The sequence below is a fragment of the Acidobacteriota bacterium genome, from assembly GCA_040754075.1.
Classification (GTDB): Bacteria; Acidobacteriota; Blastocatellia; order UBA7656; family UBA7656; genus JBFMDH01.
Window position 1 is genome coordinate 51,715 of sequence record JBFMDH010000005.1, and the last position, 18,624, is coordinate 70,338.

Genomic DNA, 18,624 nt, shown 5'->3' on the forward strand with positions numbered 1-18,624 from the left:
ATCACTAACTGTCGCAACTAACGAAACCGGCGCGGTCGTCTTCAAAAGCCGCGCCTTTCATTTCCCCCGATGATTTTTTTCAGCATTGCCCTTGTCATTTAACAGGGAGAGATTGTGGAACAGCAGACCTTAAACATCTTTGTTGCAAGCGCCGCGGTGATCATCACCCTCAGTTTCATCGTGCAAACGTTTGTCTTCATCAAACTCTATGGCGTTGCCAAAAAAATTCGCGAGATGAGCGAAACCTTGCAAAAGAAGGTCGAACCGGTCATCAGCAAAGTGACGCCTGTGGTTGAACAGGTGCAAGCGACGGTCGCGGGCGTAAAAACGACGATTGATAAAATCAACCTTCAAGCCAAAGAAACCTTTGATAAAGTCGCCGTCGAAACCCGCGCCATTGCCGCAGCGGTTTCGACTTCGTCACAGGAGATTTCCAACCTGGCGCGGCGGCAAGCCGAGCAGATTTCTTCGACGCTCGATTTGACCACCTCGACGTTGCAAAAACAAGTGACCGAACTCGACGGACTGCTCACCCGCACCCAGGAGCGCGTCGATAACACCAGCATTCAGGTGCAAACGTCGGTGATTGAGCCGGTGCGTGAACTGGCGGCTTTGCTTGCGGGACTCAAACGCTCGATTGAAACGCTCTTCGGTCGTCGCCATAAACCCATCGACCAGGTCTATCAGGATGACGAGATGTTTATTTGAAGCATAGCCGAACGCCCGGTCAGCATTCTTGAAACCGGCTCCCACAGCCATTTTTAAGAATGATGACCGGGCACAGTCGGCATCAGCCTTTCAAAAGCACTTGGCTTTTTTCAAAAGAGCCAGGTGCTTTTTGCAATTAAGAATAACAACTTAAAATTGAAAATTTGAGACTCACGATAGGAAAAAAAGAATGTCAACGGAAAACACTTTTGATTTAAAAGCGACCATCAATTTACCGAAAACCAATTTCGCGCAAAAAGCCAACCTCACCGAGCGTGAACCTGCGCGCCTGGAAAAATGGCAAGCCATGAATCTTTATGAAGAGATTTGCCGCGCCCGCGCCGGTCGCCAGATGTTCATCCTCCACGACGGGCCGCCGTATGCTAACTCAGACATCCATCTGGGCACCGCGATGAACAAAATCATTAAAGACCTCATCGTCAAATCGCACGCCATGCTCGGCTTCGATGCGCCCTATGTGCCGGGGTACGATTGTCACGGATTGCCGATTGAAAAGCACGTCGAAAAAGCGCTTGATGAAAAGAAGATTAAAAAGCATGAACTGTCGCCGCTGGAGTTTCGCAAAATCTGTCGCGAACACGCCGCCGAAGCCCTGAAACGCCAGACCCGCGATTTTAAACGCTTAGGGATTCTCGGCGAATGGGACAATCCCTATATGACCATGTCGAACGCTTATGAAGCGGAGACCGCGCGACTGTTTGGCGATTTCGTGCGTCACGGCTATGTCTATAATGCCTTTCGTCCCGTGCAGTGGTGCATCACTGACCAGACGGCGCTTGCCGAAGCCGAAGTCGAATACAAGGAACATACGAGTCCGTCAATCTATGTAAAATTCCCGTTGCCCGCTGACCAGGTGGCGATACTTGAGAGACGAATAGCAGACAGCCGACAGCCGACAGCCGGCAGTGAAGAAGGCGAATCCGCAATCCGCAGCAGGCTTGAGCCTCTCCCGCAATCCGCATTTGCTAAGCCGGTGTTTGTTCTCATCTGGACAACGACGCCGTGGACATTGCCTGCGAACCTCGGCATCTGTTTTCATCCGCGTTTCGAGTATTCGGCAATCGATGTCGGCGAAGAAATCTATATTCTCGCAAGCGACCTTGTGGAATCGGTGAAAGAGAAATGCGGGCTTGGCGATTATTCGATTGTCGCGAAATTTCCCGGTGAAGTGATTGACGGACTCTACGCGCGGCACGCCTGGATTGATCGCCCGTCGCTTTTGATGCTTGGCGAACACGTCACGCTCGGCGGCAATGAATTTGGCGAAGATGAAGCCGAGGTGCAAAAAAGCGGCGGCAAAGCCGGAACCGGTTGCGTTCACACAGCGCCCGGTCACGGTATGGAAGACTATTTGATTGGTCAGGAATATCGCGAACAACTCGAACCGATTTACGCGGGACTCAGCAAACTCGGGGCGCTCGAAGGTCAACCCGCAGGCAAAGAGGTTTACTGTCCTGTAGATTTCGCCGGGCGTTTTACCAAAGAGGTCGAACATTTCGCCGGACAAAAAGTTTTCGCCGCCAATAAAGAGATTGTCGAGTTTATGCGCAATCAAGGCGCATTGCTTTACGCGGAAGATTACAACCATCGCTATGCGCATTGCTGGCGTTGCAAAAGACCGCTGATTTTCCGCGCCACGCCGCAATGGTTCATCTCGATGGATAAAGCCAAAGCCGGCGATGTTTCTTTGCGAGAAAGCGCCTTGAGAGAAATCGAAAAGGTCAACTGGATTCCCGCCTGGGGGCGCGGACGTATGCACAATATGTTTACCAATCGCCCCGACTGGTGTGTGTCGCGGCAACGCTTGTGGGGCGTGCCGATTCCGGCGTTTTATTGTGAAGGCTGCAATGAAGCAGTGCTCGATGCAGAGGTGATTGACCATGTGTCGGCGATATTCGAGCAAGAGACCGCTGATGCGTGGTATGCGCGCGAAGCCGAATACTTGTTGCCCGATGGCTTCAAATGTCCGAAATGCGCAAGCACCCGCTTTAAAAAAGACATGGATATTCTGGATGTCTGGTTCGATTCGGGTTCGTCTTCGCTTGCGGTGTTGGAGCGCGAACGCCATCTGCCGTGGCCTGCCGATGTCTATATGGAAGGGCCTGACCAGTATCGCGGCTGGTTCAATTCGTCTTTGATGGTGGCGCTCGCGGCGCACGGACAAGCGCCGTATAAAACCGTCATCACCCACGGTTGGACGGTTGATGGGCAAGGCAAAGCCATGCACAAATCCGCTGGCAATGCGATTTCGCCAAACGAAGTCGCTGATTCACAGGGCGCGGAGATTCTGCGTTTGTGGGTGGCATCAGCGGATTTCACAGAAGACGTGCGACTCTCGAAAGAGATTTTGACGCGCCTGGTTGAAACCTATCGCAAGATTCGCAACACGGCGCGCTATGCGCTCGGCAATATCTATGATTTCAATCCCGAAACTGACCTTGTCGGTTATGAAGAGTTGTTTGAGATTGATCGCTGGGCGCTTGCCGCAACCAACGAAGTCGCGCGTAAAGTGGTTGACGCCTATAAACGATTCGATTACACGGCGGTCTATCATGCAATTTATAACTACACGACGGTGACGCTGTCGGCGGTTTATTTCGATATTTTGAAAGACCGCCTGTACACCTACGCGCCGAAATCTCCAGGCAGACGAAGCGCACAGACGGCGCTCTATAAAATCATCGAGGCGTATGCCAAACTCTTAGCGCCGGTACTGGTCTTCACTGCCGATGAAATCTGGGAAAATATTCCCGGCGCGCGCGAAGCCTCTGTGCATATCGCAGAGTTTCCAAAGGCTGAATCTCGCGCTGATGAAAAAGCGCTGTTTGAAACCTGGGACAAGATATTCGAGGTGCGCTCCTCGGTGCAGAAAGCTCTGGAAGAAAAACGCAACGATAAGGTTATCGGCAGTTCGCTTGAGGCAAAAGTAAAAGTAAAAGCTGCGGGCGCAACGTTGGAGTTGCTCAAACGCTATGAACAGGAACTGGCGGCGATATTCATTGTTTCGGAGGTTGTTTTGGAAGCCGTAGCGGGCGATACTGTAGAGGTCGAAGTTGCACATGCAGACGGCGCGAAGTGCGAACGTTGCTGGAACTGGTCTGTGACGGTCGGCGAAAACCGCAAATACCCGATGCTTGACGCGCGTTGCGTTCGCCAAGTCGAAGAAGGTTGGGGAAGTTTATGAGTTCATCGACACTTGAATTAGTTTTGGAAAAGGTGAAGGAGTTGACCCCCGAAGAGCAACAGAAAGTTCGGGCGTTGCTGGATTCTTTAAATACAGAGAAAACTCCTGAGCATAATCAGCAACAAACCGCGCCTGTAACCCGAGAAGAAGTTCAAAAAATTCTTCTGGCTAAAGGGTTGATCAGGCAAATTCCAGCCAAAAAGCCGAACCCTCGTTTTAAGGATTTCAAACGGCTTGATATTACCGGCAAGCCATTATCTGAAATTATTATCGAGGAGCGCCGTTAAGTGCAGGACTATTTTTTCGACAGCAGCGCGTTAGTTAAAAACTATGCGAACGAAACCGGTTCAAGCTGGATAAGTAATATCGTTGATGCTAACGCGGGAAATTTTATTTACGTTGCCAGTATTACTGAAGTGGAAGTAAGCACAGCGCTTTGTCGAAAACAGCGCGATGCCGTAATTACCCAATCGGACTTAAAGATGAGTATTGCAAAATTGCACGATGATTTTATCAACACATACAATGTCATCGATGTTGATGATGTACAGATTACATATGCCATACGTCTTGTTCAATCTCATCCACTCAGGGCTTATGATGCAATACAACTGGCTACTGCCTTGCAGATTAATGAACAGATTACTAATTTAGGTCTGCCTACGATTACTTTTGTTTCCGCAGATGTCGCATTGAACAATGCTGCTGTTGCCGAAGGTTTAAATGTCGATGACCCGAATCTGCATCCTTAATTTTTAATCAGGAAGTTTGATGAGTTCAGAATCAATCACAATGGAAAAAACCAACAACAAGAGTTGGTATCTGTTAATTACCGCGGTGGCGCTGGCGATTGACCAACTCACGAAATATTGGGTGGCGCAAACGCTCGGCGTTGGACCGCAGGGTGAAATCGTCGTCATCAAAGGTTTTTTCAGCCTCACCTATACCGAAAATCGCGGCATTGCATTCGGGATGCTTGGCGAATCGGATGTGCGCTGGCTGTTGGTCGCCATTTCCGTGACCGCGATTTTTATTGTGGTTTATTACCTGATGCGCGCCCCGGCTTCCAGCCGTCTGCTGATGTGGTCGCTGGCGCTCTTAGCCGCAGGGATTTCCGGAAATCTGGTTGACCGCATCAGGCTTGGCAAAGTGATTGATTTTCTCGAATTCTATTATCGCGACCATTATTTTCCGGTCTTCAATATCGCCGACACGGTGATTACCATCGGCGCAGGGTTAATGGCTATTGAGTTGTTTTCGACGCCGCAAGCAGAAAAACCCAAAGCCACACCGGAGGAGATACTCGAACCCCGCTCAGAAGCCGAAGTCGAAAATTAGATTGAAATACCTAGCCTGCAATTGAGATTCTATAAAAGATGTTTCCAGAACTTTTTAAAATCCCCGGCACCAGCATCCCGATTTCAACCTACGGATTGTTGTATGCCATCGCCATCGTCCTGGGTTTATGGATCACCGCCAAACTCGCAGCGCAAAACGGCGAAGAGAAAGCCAAAATTTATGACCTCGGTTTATACATCGTTGCTTCGGCATTGATCGGCTCGAAACTGTTGATGGCAGTCACCGAATGGCACGATTATCACGGCGATCTGTCGCGACTGTTTTCAATTGATTTCTGGCGTTCGGGCGGCGTCTATTTCGGCGGCTTCATTGCGGCGGTGTTAACCAGTGTGTTTTTGATGCGGCGCTGGAAAATGAACTGGCGACGAACCGCGGATGCCTTTGCGCCCGGCATTGCCATCGGTCATGCGATTGGCAGGCTCGGTTGTTTTTCGGCAGGCTGTTGCTGGGGCAAAGCGACCACTTCCTGGATTGGCGTCCGCTTTCCCGAAAAAGCCAACGAAGTTACGGGCGTGCCAACCGATGTTGCGCTGATTCCGACGCAACTCATCGAAGCCGGAACCAATTTGATCATTTTCGTTTTGTTGTTAGTGCTTTGGAAACGGCGCAAATTCGACGGACAAATTATTTTCACTTATTTCATTTTGTATTCGATTGCGCGATTCACCATTGAATTCTGGCGCGACGACCCGCGCGGTTCACTATTTGGACTTTCAACTTCGCAAATCATTTCTCTGGTCTTTTTCATCCTGGGCATCGCTTTAATGATTTATCACTGGCGACGCGGCGATGATAAAAAAATCGCCACCCCGAAAAAAGTTGCGGCACAGATTTCATAGCAAAAGGATTCATGATGAACCACCGGGATAACGTTACTGAAAATAATTCATCAACCTCCAAAACCGATTTCGTCATGGAGCGTAAAGGCAAATTGGAAAATCTTGACCGCAGCTTTGACCTTGAGTTTTGGCAAGCTCAAGACTCGACAGCAAGGTTTTCTGCTGCTTGGGAACTTGTGCTTCATGCGCAAAGGAGAAAAAGCAAAGATGTCGGTGAACCCAGACTTCAAAGACATATTGAAAGTCTTCAACGACAATCAGGTTGAGTATTTAATTATCGACGGATATGCCGTTATTGAATATACAGAACCGCGATACACAAAAGATTTGGATATATGGGTGCGGGCGAGCAAGCAAAATGCCTCAGCGATATTTAATTGGCATTCCGCCTGTGCGCATTGACATCCTGATGTCTGTAAGCGGATTAAATTTTGATGAGGCTTGGGCGAATCGTATAGCAATAGATTTTGACGGCGTCAGCGTCAATTTAATCTCAAAAAAAGATTTGATTATCACCAAACTTGCAACCGGTCGCCCGCAAGACCTCATTGAGGCTCAACTTCTTTCCACGACCCTAAAAGACGACTCTCGGGAAAATTGAGCTATCTTGGAAACTCAAAGTATCACAATTGAGAATAACGCAGCGGGCAAACGCCTTGATGCCTTTCTCGCTTTGCAACTGGAAAACATCAGTCGCACGCGCATTCAACGCGCCATTGAAGACGGCGATGTTTTAATCAATCAACGAACCGTTAAGCCAAGTTATAAGCTGCGCGCGGGCGATCAAATCGAAATTGATTTGCCGGAACCGCCACCGGTTGAACTGCGCGCCGAACCGATTCCGCTCGAAATCATTTACGAAGACACCGACCTCATCGTCGTCGATAAACCCGCGAGGATGGTTGTGCATCCCGGCGCAGGCATTGAATCCGGCACCCTTGCCAATGCCCTTGCCTATCATTTCAACGAACTGTCGGGCGCGGCGGGACGCATTCGCCCAGGCATCGTGCATCGTATTGATAAGGAAACATCCGGGCTTCTGGTGGTCGCCAAAAATGACGCGGCGCATATCAAACTCTCCGAACAGTTCCAAGACCGCAAAGTTTTCAAGATGTACATTGCGCTCGTCTATGGTCGCGTGTCGCAAAGCATTGGCGATATTGAAGCCAACATCGGGCGCAGCCCGCATAATCGTTTGAAAATGGCGGTTCTGCGAGGCGGCGCAGGCCGTTATGCCCACACCATCTTTCAAGTGGTTGACCGCTTCAATGATTTCTCTTTGCTCAAAGTGCAAATCAAAACCGGGCGCACGCATCAGATTCGCGTTCATCTTTCACACATCGGACATCCCGTGGTTGGCGATGCGCTCTATTCGATGGGGCGCGAAAACAGCGTACGCGACCCGCTGATTAAACGCGAAATGCGCCTGTTGAATCGCCATTTTCTGCACGCCGCGCAACTCGAATTCCTGCATCCATCGACCGGTGAGTTGATGAAATTTGAATCGCCTTTGCCTGCGGAACTCACCAACTTTCTCGCTCTGCTGAGTCAGCTTTCTTGAGCGCGTCTGTGCGCCTTGTCGCCCTCGATAAAAAACAGATGAACCGCCAGGACGCCAAACAATATTGATAAAATCCTGGTGTTCTTGGCGTCCTGGCGGTTCACTTAGGTCGCGGTTCATTCTCAGTAATCCAACTTGTGCGATGCCCTTTGATGCGTAACAATAGAGTTTAATCGTTTGCGAGAGACATTATGGCTAAACCGAAACTCACGGGCGCAAGACCCGAATGGCTGAAAGTAAAAATCAACACCAACGACAGTTTTCAAATCATCGGACAGATGATGAACGACCTCAGTTTGCACACCGTCTGTCAGGAAGCTCATTGTCCGAATATTTTTGAATGCTGGAGCGAAGGCACAGCGACCTTCATGATTATGGGCGATGTCTGCACCCGCCATTGCGGATTTTGTGCGGTCACCAAAGGCAAACCGCAACCGCTCGATACGAATGAACCGCGTCACGTCGGCGAAGCGGTGCAACGAATGCGCGTGCGTCATGCTGTGGTTACCAGCGTCAACCGCGATGAATTGCCGGATGGCGGCGCAATGCATTTTGCCGAAACCATTCGCTGGATTCGCCGCTTGAATCCTGGGACGCGCATCGAAGTTTTGATACCGGATTTTTGCGGCAATGAAGACGCTTTGAATTTGATTTTAGAAGCGCGACCCGAAGTGTTAAATCACAACACCGAGACTGTGCCGCGTCTGTATAAACGGGTGCGACCCGATGCCAATTTCGCGCAATCAATGGAAGTTCTTTCGCGCGCCCACCTTCGTAAAAGCCAGTTTCCGTTGCTCACGAAAACCGGACTGATGGTCGGGCTGGGTGAAAGCGTTGATGAACTGCTTGAAACTTTTAGAGAAATCAGCAAGACGGGTTGCGATATTTTAACCGTCGGGCAATACCTCGCGCCGACGCCGAAATACATTCCCATTGAAAAATACTACGCCCCCGAAGAGTTCGATTTTCTGCGCGACGCGGCGTTGAAGATGGGCTTTCGCTATGTCGAGTCGGGACCGCTGGTGAGAAGTTCTTATCACGCCGGTCGCCACACCAGTGGCGCAAATGGCGAAGAAATTTTTAACTCGGCAGACTACAGCCACGACCCGATATTTCAAACTCCGATTGATATTCCGCAACACCCGACGCAACCGCTCGTGCAACTCAAAGGACGCGATGCCAGCTAATCTCAGCCAGTTATCCTGATATTTATGAGGGAGGGGTGAAGGTAACCTTCAACTCTCCTCCAGGATCATTGAGTATTCATCAAGAGAACGGCGGTTTCCTGCAAGAACAAATTTTATCCGCTCAATCCGAGGATAACCTGCCTGGGTTTGCAGCCCCGCCAACCTGATGGCAAAAACTGCCTGCCCCGGACTCTCCTTTGTTCTAAATAAAAAAAATCTTACGTTCAAGGTTGACAAATCTTTCTTAAATGATAATTATTCTCACGTGAGAATTATTCGCAACAAGAATTTCAATCGCCATCAATCAGAGGTCGAGAATTGGAGTTCGGCGTTTGTCGAGCGCTGTCGCGAGCGCGGCATCCGGCTCACGCCGCAGCGGCTTGCAGTTTATCGCGCGCTCGTAGAAGACCTGACCCACCCGACCGCCGAAACGTTGTTTGCGCGGCTCAGGGAGACGGTTCCGGGGATGTCACAGGCGACGGTTTATCGCACCCTGGAATCGCTCGAAAAACAAGGCTTGATTCGCCGCGTGAGCGCGCCGGAAGCCAAAGGGCGATTTGACGCCAATATCGAAAATCATCAACATCTGGTCTGTCGCGTCTGTGGCAGTCTCGCGGATGTCACTTTGCCGTCGCTTACCAAAAGCAAACTCCCGGAAGTTCAGGGGTTCACCATCGAAGAGGTAGATGTTCGCCTCGTCGGACTTTGCAAGGATTGCGCGAAGGCAAAGCCCAAAGCGCGATTGAAATCGCTTCGCAATTAATCTTTAAAAATTTCACAAAAGGAATGGAGAAAAAAATGGCTGACTTAAAAGGATCGAAAACTCATGATAATTTGAAAGCCGCCTTTGCCGGCGAATCAATGGCTAATCGTCGTTATCTGTATTTCGCCAAAGTTGCGGACATCGAAGGCTACCCGGAAGTTGCCGGAAATTTCCGCGATACCGCCGAAGGTGAAACCGGACATGCTCATGGTCATATGGATTATTTGAAATCCGTAGGCGACCCGGCGACCGATTTGCCGTTTGGCGATACAGTTGCCAATTTGCAATCGGCAGTGCACGGCGAAACCCACGAATACACGGATATGTATCCGGGAATGGCGAAGACCGCGCGCGAAGAAGGTTTTGCGGAAATCGCCGACTGGTTTGAAACGCTTGCCAAAGCCGAAAAATCGCACGCCGGTCGGTTCAGCAATTTGCTGCAATCGATCAGCTAATTCAGCGAAAGCCGCTTTACCGGAAAGACGCAAAGGCGCGAAGATTCCCTGATTTTTTGTGTTTCTTTGCGCCTTCGCGCCTTTGTGGCAAATGGTTGAAATCATCATTCTCAAAATTGTGCTACCGGTTGTTGAGAGACGGTCTGTGATTGCTTAACAACGGCATATAAAAATTGCTGAGATAACGAATCGTTAATTAAAAATCAAAATTAGAGTTAAACGCAATGGAAAAGAATATTGCTTACAAACCGAGCGAAGGGCTGAGTTATGACCCGACGGAAGCGAAATATTGGGACGCCAGTTTTCTCAATATGGAAGTCGAGCGCACTTTTGAAATCTGTCACGGCTGCCGTATGTGTTTTAAATATTGCGACAGTTTCCCGACTCTCTTCGCGCTGCTTGATGAAAAATATGACGGGGAGGTGCGCCGCGTCACCGCAAGCGATACCGAAGCGATTATGGATGCCTGTTTTCAATGCAAGCTTTGCGAAGTGCAGTGCCCGTACACGGAACGCGAAGGTCACGAATTCAAACTCAACTTTCCCAAACTGGTTCATCGTTATAAAGCGCAACGCACACGCCGCCAGGGTTTGAAGCTCAGAGAAAAAATACTGGGCGACCCGGATCAAGCGGGAAAACTTGCGCGCATCACCCCGGCGATTGCCAACGCCGCCAATCGCGTGCGCATTCATCGCATCTTTATGGAGAAGGTCATCGGCATTCACCGCGACAAACTGTTGCCGAATTTTGCTTCGAGCACCTTTGAAAAATGGGCGAAAGAGACCGGCAGAATAAAAGAAGTGGGCGGTGAGGCAGTGCTTTTTCAAACCTGTTATGTGCAAAACAACGAACCGCAAATCGGGCGCGATACCATTGCGGTGCTGGAAAAAAATCAGGTGGATATTCGTTGCACAGCCGGTTTGCATTGTTGTGGAATGCCTGCCTGGGAAAGCGGCGATATTGACCTGTTGAAAAAACAGGCGAAAGCCAACTTGAAAATCTTAACCCCGTTTGTTGAAAAAGGCGCAAAAGTCTTAGCCATCAATCCGACCTGTTCGATGATGCTCCGTCGCGAATACCCGACACTTGTGGACATTGAAGATCGTGAGGATGCGGAAAAAGTTGCCGAGGCGACAATGGACCCAAGCGAATACCTCTGGTCGATTCGCAACGAACCGCGCTTTAACACCGAGTTCAAGAGTTCGCCGGGCGCGAAAGTTTCTTATCACGCGCCCTGTCATTTGCGCGCGCAGTTTGTCGGCTTCAAGGGTCGCGATTTGCTCAGGAAAATTCCCGGCGTGGTTCCGTCAACTACGATGGAGTGTTGCGGACACGATGGCACTTACGCGATGAAGGTCGAAGGCTTTGAAACTTCGATTCGCGTCGGCAAAAAAGCTTTTGACGGAATGAAGGATGCAAACGCGGAAATCTGGGCAACCGATTGTCCGCTTGCGGCTTTGCAATTCGAGCAGCACGCGGGCGTGCGCCCCATGCACCCGATGAGCATATTGGCGCGCGCCTATCGTGAAGATGGATTTACGCAAACAGAAAATGAGAAGAAGGAGGAATCGTAAGCAGTGAAAGCAGTAGAACGCAGTGAAATCCTCGATTACGTCACTTATGAAGAGGGGCGCGATCAATTCAGAGAAAAAGTTTTAATGACCAAGCTTCCCAGACGTGTGCATGTCGGCGAACATTTCACGCTGTTATTTGAAAATCATTTGACCGTGCAGTATCAGATTCAAGAGATGGTGCGCACCGAACGCATCGTCAAGGAAGCCGACATTCGTCACGAAATCGATACCTACAATGAATTGCTCGGCACGGACGGCGAACTTGGTTGCACGTTGCTCATTGAAATTGATGACCCGCAGGTTCGCGCCGTGAAATTGCGCGAGTGGTGGCATCTGCCTGAAAAAATTTATGTCACTTTGGAAGACGGTTCGCGCGTCTGGGCGACATTTGATGAACGCCAACGCGGCAAAGAACAGGTGAGTTCCGTGCAGTTTTTAAAATTCAATACCAAGGGGCAGGTGCCAGTCGCGGTCGGCGTTGATTTGCCGGAACTGAGCGCAGAAACCCCATTGACTGATGAACAACGAAAGGCTTTGCAGGAAGATTTAGCGGCGTAAGACATAGCCGCATAACCCAAGTTGCTCGTTCAATGAACGAGCAACTTGGATTACTTAAAAATTAAAAGGGCTGGTGATAATCGCCAGCCCTTTTTGTTGAAAACTTTAAATGCCGAATTACTTCTTGCCGCGAGCAGCAGCTTTTGAAGCTTTGAGCGGGTTCTTGGTCCCGTCGGCGCTGCGTTGCGCGTCGAGATATTTCTGGTGTGCCGCGCAATCGTGTTCGGCGGCTCGCTCTTTCCAGTAAGCATCCACATCCAACCCCTGAGAAATGAATCCGACGAGGGTAAATGCCGCCGCGCATTTCGGGCAAGTCAAACGCACCGCGCGTCCGCCTCTTGATCTCTTTGACATTAGCCTTGCACTCCTTTCGCTAAATCTTCGTCATGAAGACGATTTTTCGTTAAATTGAATATGACAGATTGCCAGAAACTTTGCGGGTCTGTCAATAATTTCAAAAACAGCATTGATATGTCGCCTGAACTATCGGCACATAGATTACTGCGGTGGACGATTGCGACGCGGGAACGGGCGATTCTTTCTGATGTCCGGGCGGGCGGGTTCATCCGGGTCGGGTTGCATTCTGCCGGGTCGCATCGGCATGGCGCTCAGGGTTGCGTTGACGAGTTTGCCACCGGCGGGAACGACGCCGTTGTAAACCATGCCTGCGCCTTTAACCAGCACGGTCACGGTACTGCCAACCGGCAAATCACAAACTTTGCTGCCGCCGTTTGGTCCCGTGCGTTTCGGTTGCTGCCCTGCGGAAGTCGAAAAAACCACCGGCACACCGGCTACGGGTTCGCCGCTTGCGCCTTTAACCAAAACAAAAACACAGGCGGTGCCGCCAGTTTGTGAGCCGGTTGGCTCCGAAGGTTTTTCAGGCTCTTGTGGAGGCGGAGTTGGCGTGACCGCAGGTTTATCTTTTGTTTCCGGTTCCTCTTTGGCAGTTTTTTCAGTTTCCCGTTTGTCTTTTTCAGTCGCAGCTTTATCGGGTTCACTGGCGTCTTTGGCTTTTTCCGCGCTGTTTGTTTCGCCGGTTGGTGCAGGAGGTTCAGTTGTCGATGGGGTCGTCAGATTTTGCGCCTGCAAATTTTCGTTTGCATTGATGGGCGAGGTTTCGCGCCCAAGCCCGCTAAACACCGCGTAAGCGCCTGCGACCAAGGCAAGCAACAAAACCACAGCCGCTGCCATTGCGACCTTCTTTTTACTTTGCAAGCCTGCGGTCTGCGCTGTGTAAGCTCGGGGAACGTTTGCGACGCCAGCAACCATCGTGGCTGCGGCTTCGCCTTTTTCACTATTTGTGGCTTTTGCCTGTGAGCCGAAAGTTTGCGTCATTGGCACCGCCACCGTCATATTCGAGCCGGTGTCTTGATTGGTCAGGGTGATACGCTTTTTGCCAATCTCGCCGGATGGCGATTTCACTTCGACATCGTGGGTGCCGGGCGCAAGGCTCAAGGTTGCGCGCCCGTCCTCGCCCGCGAGCGCCAAAGCTTTTGCGCCGACGAAGACCTGACTGCCTGCCGGAACGCCTTCGAGCGTCAGCATCGCGGTTGCGACTTCATCGCCGGTATCCATTATCAAGGTCTTCAACTCCATCGGCGAAGTCTCTTCGCCCACTTGCGGCATGACCATCGTCGCATTAGCGGCAAGCGCCACCTGTAAATCTGTGCGGTTGCCATCTTCCAAAACCACACTGATGGTATATGGGTTATAGCTGGCTTTGAGCACGCGAACGCTATGCAGACCGGGATTGAGCGCATCAATCAATATTTTGCCCGTGGCATCGGAAGTGCCGCGCAATATTTCATCGACATAAACTTCGGCTTCGGGGGGATTGGTGGTTAAAGCGAGTTGCGCGGTCTGTCGGGTGTCAATTGCAAATTCACTATCACCGGTCGCCTGTCGCAAATCATTTAACATGTCATCGGCGGTGGCATAACGATAATCGGCAGTTTTGGCTGTAGCTTTTTTGACAATGCGTTCAATCGCTTGGGGAACTCCGAGCGCGTCGAGCGGCGGGAGTTCATAACTCTCATGCATTTTGCGCATTTCCGACCAGTAGATGAGCGGGTCGGTGGCTTGCGATTGAAACGGCACTTTGCCAGCGAGCATTTCATAAAGAATAATGCCGAGGCTGTAAATATCGGCGCGGGCATCAGGGTTTAGCGAACCCGAAATGCGTTCCGGCGACATATATACGGGCGTGCCGAAACCTTCGCCCGCCATAGTTAAATTTTCGCCGCCGACCATGCGCGCAATGCCGAAATCCAAAACCTTGACATGCGGCGACCCGGAGTCGCCAATCAACATAATGTTATCGGGTTTCAAATCGCGGTGAATGATGCCGTTTTTATGGGCGTAACTGAGCGCCTCGAGAACCTGTGAAATAATCGTGATGGCTTGATTGAGTGGCAATTGACCCTGGGCTTGAATTTCATCAGTGAGCAGTTTTCCCGAAAGAAATTCCATCACCAGATAGTAAGAGCCGTGGTCTTCGCCGAAAGTAAACAGCCGTGGCAGATTGGGATGGTCGAGTTTAGCCATAGCGATGGCTTCTTGAAAAAAGCGTTGTTTGATGACCGTGCTGCGCGTGTGTTTGCGGTGCAGTTCTTTAACGGCGACAATCCGCCCTGGCGTGCTGGTGTCTTCGGCTTTGAATACCGAACCGAAACCGCCGCCACCTAAATAATCCAAGACCAGATAATTTCCGATACGTCTTCCACTCATAATGCGCACTCCGTTATCAGAGAATTTCTTTAATTGTATGCGGATTTTGTCACGAGAAACCGACACGCGAATTATCACATAACATCCGCACCGCGTAAACACATCCTGCAAACATGGTTTTGGACGAAGGAGGCGTCCAAATAGCTTAGATAAATTTTCGCCTGCGCGGTGTGAGCGGCGAATGAATCATCCATCACGTTTATGATTTCTGCTGATTGACGCCGCGCAGTTTTGGAATCTTCAGTTCCGTATCCGGTCATTTTTCAATATCTCCTCGACCAGTGATTACTTTTGCAGGTTTCGCCTTGTCAAGAAGGCGCAGCGTGTGTAAGTTAATCACGATTACTTTGCTCCCAAATCGGCAGGTTATAAAAGTCCCTAAATCACCTGAAAGAAGTAGAGAACGATTTTGGCTCGAAAAGCAACAGCAACAGCAAAGAAAGCGGTTAAAAATGGTAAAAAGGCTGAGCCTCGTTCAGCGCAGCCTGAACGCCGCCGATTTGAACGGGCACCCATCAATGCACAAGTTGAATATGAACTGACAAACAGCAGCAGCGGCCCTTCCCGTGTCCGTAGAAACATGGCAAACATCAGCACCGGCGGCATGTTCATTACCACAGAAGAGCGCATACGCGCCGGCACCCGTATGGTTGTCCGTTTTGAATTACCCAATAGACATCGGGTGATTGCCGTGTCGCGGGTCAGCTATGCCAAAGAAGGCAGCGGGCTTGGCGTCGAATTCCTCAGTCTGGATGAAGAGGATTTGGAAGAGATTCAAAACTACATCACCAGCATGAAAGAGAACGCGGATAAGTCCGAATAATCTACCGCATCAAACATTTGAAATTCCGCAAGCGATTGCTTCATTCGGAAAAATTTCTTGTGTTATAATCGTGTCGGCATTTTTGCCCCCTCAATAACAACGTCGCTACAATTTAAGCCCTCACCCTTGCTGGATTCCCGCTACCTTCGGGAGTTGTTATTGTCTGTTTATGTTTTAAGGAGAAGTGAGTATGTTTGCTCAGACATCAACTGCAAGCTGTCCGCTATGCAAGCATCCATCGGATGCCAATGCCAAACTCAACGGTTATCCGACCAGACTTTGCGAAAAGTGTCGTTCATTGATTGAAACCATCTTTCCGCAAAATATCGCAAGAAATGGCGCAAGCCTGAACGCCCCGCTTTTGCCGGTTCAGGAACTCGTCGAAACTCCGGTATTAGAACCACCAACGTTTTCAAACCAGGATTTGCTCAAAGCCCCGGAAAGCCCTGTACTCATCGAGCCTTCTTTCAGCGAACCGGCGGAAAAGCCTGCGGTTGATGAACCAACTTTCGTAGAGGTGCAAAATGATTTCGCTATCAGCAGTTCGTTGCCTGATGGGGGATTCTATTTTCAGGATATGAATGCGCCACAGGAATTCACAGAAGCCCATAAACTTCCGCAGCAGGTGGATGCGACGCCTCAATTTCATGAACCGGAACCGGCGGCACAACCCTTGCCGATAAGCGATAGCGCACCTTTACCGGTCTATGAAACTGCGCCTGTCAACGGCAATAACGCTTACCAGAGTGCGCCGTCTACCATGCAGGAGTTCCCTGCCGAACAAAACGGCAAATTTGTCACCGGTTCCATCATTGATGACACGCCACGTTGGAATACGCAGATGGATGATTTTCCTTATCTTGTGCAAAACCCGCAAGGAAACCGTCTATCATCCAAACTGCTGCTGGCTTTAGGTGGCATCGGCTTGCTTGCCGTTTTAGCTGCGGGTTATCTTTTCGTTTATAAACCCTATTTTGCGGCTGCGAAAAATAGCGCGCAAAAACCTGCCGCGAATACTCCGCAGGTGACGCAAACTCCATCACCTGCGAGTGCTGCCGAAAATTCAACGGCGGCAAATGCTGCTGCTTTAACCGACACCAACCCTCAACAGGCGACTGCGTCAAAACCCGAAGAGCCGAAAAAAGCCGAAACCATGCCAACCCCTGAAGTTTCGGGGCAAGGGCAGTTCGCTTTGCAGGCTGGCGTTTTTTCCAGTGAAGCCAACGCCGGAGAGTTTGCTGAACGGTTAAAAAAAGCTGGCGTTCCGGCTTATACGGCGGCGGCAAAAGCCAATAAATTCCGGGTGCTGGTGGGCAAGTTTGTTTCCGCAAGTGATGCGCAAAAATTTATCGCGCAGGCGCAAGCCCGTGCAAATTCCGCAGGGATAAAGTTAGAATTACTGGTCTCCGAAATGAACCCATAACCTCAGGCGGTAAAAGCAGTGTTAAAGGATTTGCAGCAACCCGATAGCCATTACACCAAAATCGTTGACCGCTATGCGCGTTATATCGAATCGCCGGTTTTGCGTTTGAAATTCCTCAATTCCGTAATGAAATCGCAACCGCAAGGCAGTTTGTTGATGCGCTTACCGTGGGTTGGCTCGCTACCGGAACGCGCCCGTTTGATTACCGAACTGGCGAAAGTTTTGCCGCCAACTAAAGGCGTGCCTTTTTCACTTCGCTTAACTGCGTTTCTTTATCGCATACGGTTTCTCGTTTATGGATTGTGCGCGGTTGGCGTGCTTGCCGCAGGCTCAGGGTTGGTCTATTTAGGCTCAAAAGCGGTCACTAGTATAACCAGCGCCATTCAGGCAAAAACCACATCCGGTCAAACGGCAAATGATAATGTCAGTTCAGGTGAAGCGGTGGCAGCAATCGGCTCGGAAGCCCCTCTGCCGCTCGATAGAGTCTGGCTTGCGGAAAAAACCGCGACGGACGAGTTCTATAGCAACGGCGCAAGAATATTAACCGAATATGAAACCGCGGGGGCAAAGCGCGGTTTCTATGGTTTCGATTTGGAAAAACTCAGCAAAAATGCCGATGATTACGAAGTGCTTTCCAAACCTGTGGGCATCGTTTATCACTTAACCGAAAGCGACCTGCTGCCGTTTTCAGACCAATACAACAAATCGTTGATTCGCACCTCGGAAGAGTTGATGGATTATGCGCGACGGCACAAACTGTACAATTACATCATTGACCGCTTTGGCAGAATTTTTCGCATCGTGCGCGATGAAGAGGTCGCCTATCACGCGGGCAATTCCATCTGGAGCGATAGCCGCCACGCCTATGTCAATTTGAATGCCAGCTTCATCGGCATCAGTTTTGAGGGCAAATCGGGCACTGCCAAAGGCGCGGACGGCATTAACGAAGCGCAGATTTATGCGGCGCGGGTATTGACCGCCGTGTTGCGCTCGAAATATCAAATCAATGATGCCAATTGCACGACGCACGGTTTGGTTTCGACAAATCCGTCGTCGCGATTGCTCGGTCATCACACCGATTGGGTTGCCAATTTTCCTTTTGAAGCAGTGGGACTGACGAATAAATATAATGCGGAATTACTGGCGATTTCGCGTTTCGGTTTCGCTTACGATCAATCGTATTTAATCGCTGCCGGTGGCAAACGCTGGCAAGGATTGACGCAGGCGGAAGCGGCATTGTGGGATACCGCGAAGAAAAATGGCTTTGTCATCGAACAACAACGTCGCGCCTTGTGGGAACTGTTTGAACGCGCTTACGTGAAGCAACACGAGTTGGATAAACAGCGTGTGGATACGAATGTCGAGATGCCGGAATCGACAAGCGACCAGTAACAACTAGAGATTTTAGTTTTCAGTTTTCGGCGTTTGATTTTAATCTAACA

General features: G+C 50.3%; 19 protein-coding genes. 17 read left to right on the top strand and 2 right to left on the bottom strand.

The annotated features are described in order from the left end of the window. The first annotated feature begins 114 nt into the window (after positions 1-114). The 14 genes from AB1757_07165 (at position 115) to AB1757_07230 (ending at position 12,209) form a co-directional block, all read left to right on the top strand. On the top strand, positions 115-708 hold the full coding sequence (locus AB1757_07165; protein MEW6126802.1) for a hypothetical protein: 594 nt from the start codon (positions 115-117) through the stop codon (positions 706-708). A gap of 190 nt (positions 709-898) precedes the next feature. Continuing rightward, a complete protein-coding gene (gene ileS / locus AB1757_07170; protein ID MEW6126803.1) occupies positions 899-3,913 on the top strand; it encodes an isoleucine--tRNA ligase in 3,015 nt (1,004 codons plus the stop codon). Beyond that, positions 3,910-4,200 carry a hypothetical protein gene (locus AB1757_07175; protein ID MEW6126804.1) on the top strand — a complete coding sequence of 97 codons (291 nt, stop codon included), beginning with the start codon at positions 3,910-3,912 and terminating at the stop codon, positions 4,198-4,200. Before ileS ends, AB1757_07175 begins: the two co-directional genes overlap by 4 nt. Further along, positions 4,201-4,665 carry a type II toxin-antitoxin system VapC family toxin gene (locus AB1757_07180; GenBank protein ID MEW6126805.1) on the top strand — a complete coding sequence of 155 codons (465 nt, stop codon included), beginning with the start codon at positions 4,201-4,203 and terminating at the stop codon, positions 4,663-4,665. A 19-nt stretch (positions 4,666-4,684) separates the two neighbouring features. Further along, positions 4,685-5,251, top strand: coding sequence for a signal peptidase II (gene lspA, locus AB1757_07185; protein ID MEW6126806.1), 567 nt, complete (start codon positions 4,685-4,687; stop codon positions 5,249-5,251). Between the two features lie 38 nt (positions 5,252-5,289). Then, positions 5,290-6,111: a prolipoprotein diacylglyceryl transferase gene (lgt, locus tag AB1757_07190; protein ID MEW6126807.1), complete on the top strand. Its 822-nt coding sequence runs from the start codon at positions 5,290-5,292 to the stop codon at positions 6,109-6,111. An 11-nt stretch (positions 6,112-6,122) separates the two neighbouring features. After that, positions 6,123-6,377, top strand: a complete 255-nt coding sequence (locus tag AB1757_07195) for a hypothetical protein (protein MEW6126808.1) — start codon at positions 6,123-6,125, stop codon at positions 6,375-6,377. Positions 6,378-6,469: 92 nt separating this feature from the next. Next, positions 6,470-6,712 carry a DUF6036 family nucleotidyltransferase gene (locus AB1757_07200; protein MEW6126809.1) on the top strand — a complete coding sequence of 81 codons (243 nt, stop codon included), beginning with the start codon at positions 6,470-6,472 and terminating at the stop codon, positions 6,710-6,712. A 6-nt stretch (positions 6,713-6,718) separates the two neighbouring features. After that, positions 6,719-7,672, top strand: a complete 954-nt coding sequence (locus AB1757_07205; protein MEW6126810.1) for an RluA family pseudouridine synthase — start codon at positions 6,719-6,721, stop codon at positions 7,670-7,672. Positions 7,673-7,863: 191 nt separating this feature from the next. Beyond that, entirely contained in the window at positions 7,864-8,859 is a 996-nt protein-coding gene (gene lipA, locus AB1757_07210) for a lipoyl synthase (protein ID MEW6126811.1), read from the top strand. Between the two features lie 265 nt (positions 8,860-9,124). Continuing rightward, positions 9,125-9,622 (top strand): Fur family transcriptional regulator, encoded by a 498-nt coding sequence (locus AB1757_07215; protein MEW6126812.1) that lies wholly within the window; start codon positions 9,125-9,127, stop codon positions 9,620-9,622. 35 nt (positions 9,623-9,657) lie between these two features. After that, a complete protein-coding gene (locus AB1757_07220; protein MEW6126813.1) occupies positions 9,658-10,077 on the top strand; it encodes a rubrerythrin family protein in 420 nt (139 codons plus the stop codon). Positions 10,078-10,301: 224 nt separating this feature from the next. Then, positions 10,302-11,651 carry a heterodisulfide reductase-related iron-sulfur binding cluster gene (locus AB1757_07225; GenBank protein ID MEW6126814.1) on the top strand — a complete coding sequence of 450 codons (1,350 nt, stop codon included), beginning with the start codon at positions 10,302-10,304 and terminating at the stop codon, positions 11,649-11,651. 3 nt (positions 11,652-11,654) lie between these two features. Then, on the top strand, positions 11,655-12,209 hold the full coding sequence (locus tag AB1757_07230; protein ID MEW6126815.1) for a DUF3501 family protein: 555 nt from the start codon (positions 11,655-11,657) through the stop codon (positions 12,207-12,209). Positions 12,210-12,326: 117 nt separating this feature from the next. Here the strand turns inward: AB1757_07230 and AB1757_07235 are convergent, their stop codons facing one another. Continuing rightward, on the bottom strand, positions 12,327-12,563 hold the full coding sequence (locus tag AB1757_07235; protein MEW6126816.1) for a hypothetical protein: 237 nt from the start codon (positions 12,561-12,563) through the stop codon (positions 12,327-12,329). Between the two features lie 144 nt (positions 12,564-12,707). Next, positions 12,708-14,936 carry a serine/threonine-protein kinase gene (locus tag AB1757_07240; protein ID MEW6126817.1) on the bottom strand — a complete coding sequence of 743 codons (2,229 nt, stop codon included), beginning with the start codon at positions 14,934-14,936 and terminating at the stop codon, positions 12,708-12,710. A 409-nt stretch (positions 14,937-15,345) separates the two neighbouring features. On the opposite strand from AB1757_07240, the gene AB1757_07245 reads away from it, so the two are divergent. From AB1757_07245 to AB1757_07255, 3 genes are all read left to right on the top strand, one after another. Continuing rightward, positions 15,346-15,759, top strand: coding sequence for a PilZ domain-containing protein (locus tag AB1757_07245; GenBank protein MEW6126818.1), 414 nt, complete (start codon positions 15,346-15,348; stop codon positions 15,757-15,759). A gap of 190 nt (positions 15,760-15,949) precedes the next feature. Beyond that, positions 15,950-17,182 carry an SPOR domain-containing protein gene (locus AB1757_07250; protein ID MEW6126819.1) on the top strand — a complete coding sequence of 411 codons (1,233 nt, stop codon included), beginning with the start codon at positions 15,950-15,952 and terminating at the stop codon, positions 17,180-17,182. Between the two features lie 18 nt (positions 17,183-17,200). Beyond that, positions 17,201-18,574 carry a peptidoglycan recognition family protein gene (locus AB1757_07255; protein MEW6126820.1) on the top strand — a complete coding sequence of 458 codons (1,374 nt, stop codon included), beginning with the start codon at positions 17,201-17,203 and terminating at the stop codon, positions 18,572-18,574. The last annotated feature ends 50 nt before the right edge of the window (positions 18,575-18,624 follow it).

Excerpts from the sequence above, each read along its gene's own strand:
- ileS (MEW6126803.1), top strand. The coding sequence starts at position 899 with ATGTCAACGGAAAACACTTTTGATTTAAAAGCGACCATCAATTTACCG.
- AB1757_07175 (MEW6126804.1), top strand. The coding sequence starts at position 3,910 with ATGAGTTCATCGACACTTGAATTAGTTTTGGAAAAGGTGAAGGAGTTG.
- lspA (MEW6126806.1), top strand. The coding sequence starts at position 4,685 with ATGAGTTCAGAATCAATCACAATGGAAAAAACCAACAACAAGAGTTGG.
- lgt (MEW6126807.1), top strand. The coding sequence starts at position 5,290 with ATGTTTCCAGAACTTTTTAAAATCCCCGGCACCAGCATCCCGATTTCA.
- AB1757_07195 (MEW6126808.1), top strand. The coding sequence starts at position 6,123 with ATGATGAACCACCGGGATAACGTTACTGAAAATAATTCATCAACCTCC.
- AB1757_07200 (MEW6126809.1), top strand. The coding sequence starts at position 6,470 with ATGCCTCAGCGATATTTAATTGGCATTCCGCCTGTGCGCATTGACATC.
- lipA (MEW6126811.1), top strand. The coding sequence starts at position 7,864 with ATGGCTAAACCGAAACTCACGGGCGCAAGACCCGAATGGCTGAAAGTA.
- AB1757_07220 (MEW6126813.1), top strand. The coding sequence starts at position 9,658 with ATGGCTGACTTAAAAGGATCGAAAACTCATGATAATTTGAAAGCCGCC.
- AB1757_07225 (MEW6126814.1), top strand. The coding sequence starts at position 10,302 with ATGGAAAAGAATATTGCTTACAAACCGAGCGAAGGGCTGAGTTATGAC.
- AB1757_07235 (MEW6126816.1), bottom strand. The coding sequence starts at position 12,563 with ATGTCAAAGAGATCAAGAGGCGGACGCGCGGTGCGTTTGACTTGCCCG.
- AB1757_07240 (MEW6126817.1), bottom strand. The coding sequence starts at position 14,936 with ATGAGTGGAAGACGTATCGGAAATTATCTGGTCTTGGATTATTTAGGT.
- AB1757_07250 (MEW6126819.1), top strand. The coding sequence starts at position 15,950 with ATGTTTGCTCAGACATCAACTGCAAGCTGTCCGCTATGCAAGCATCCA.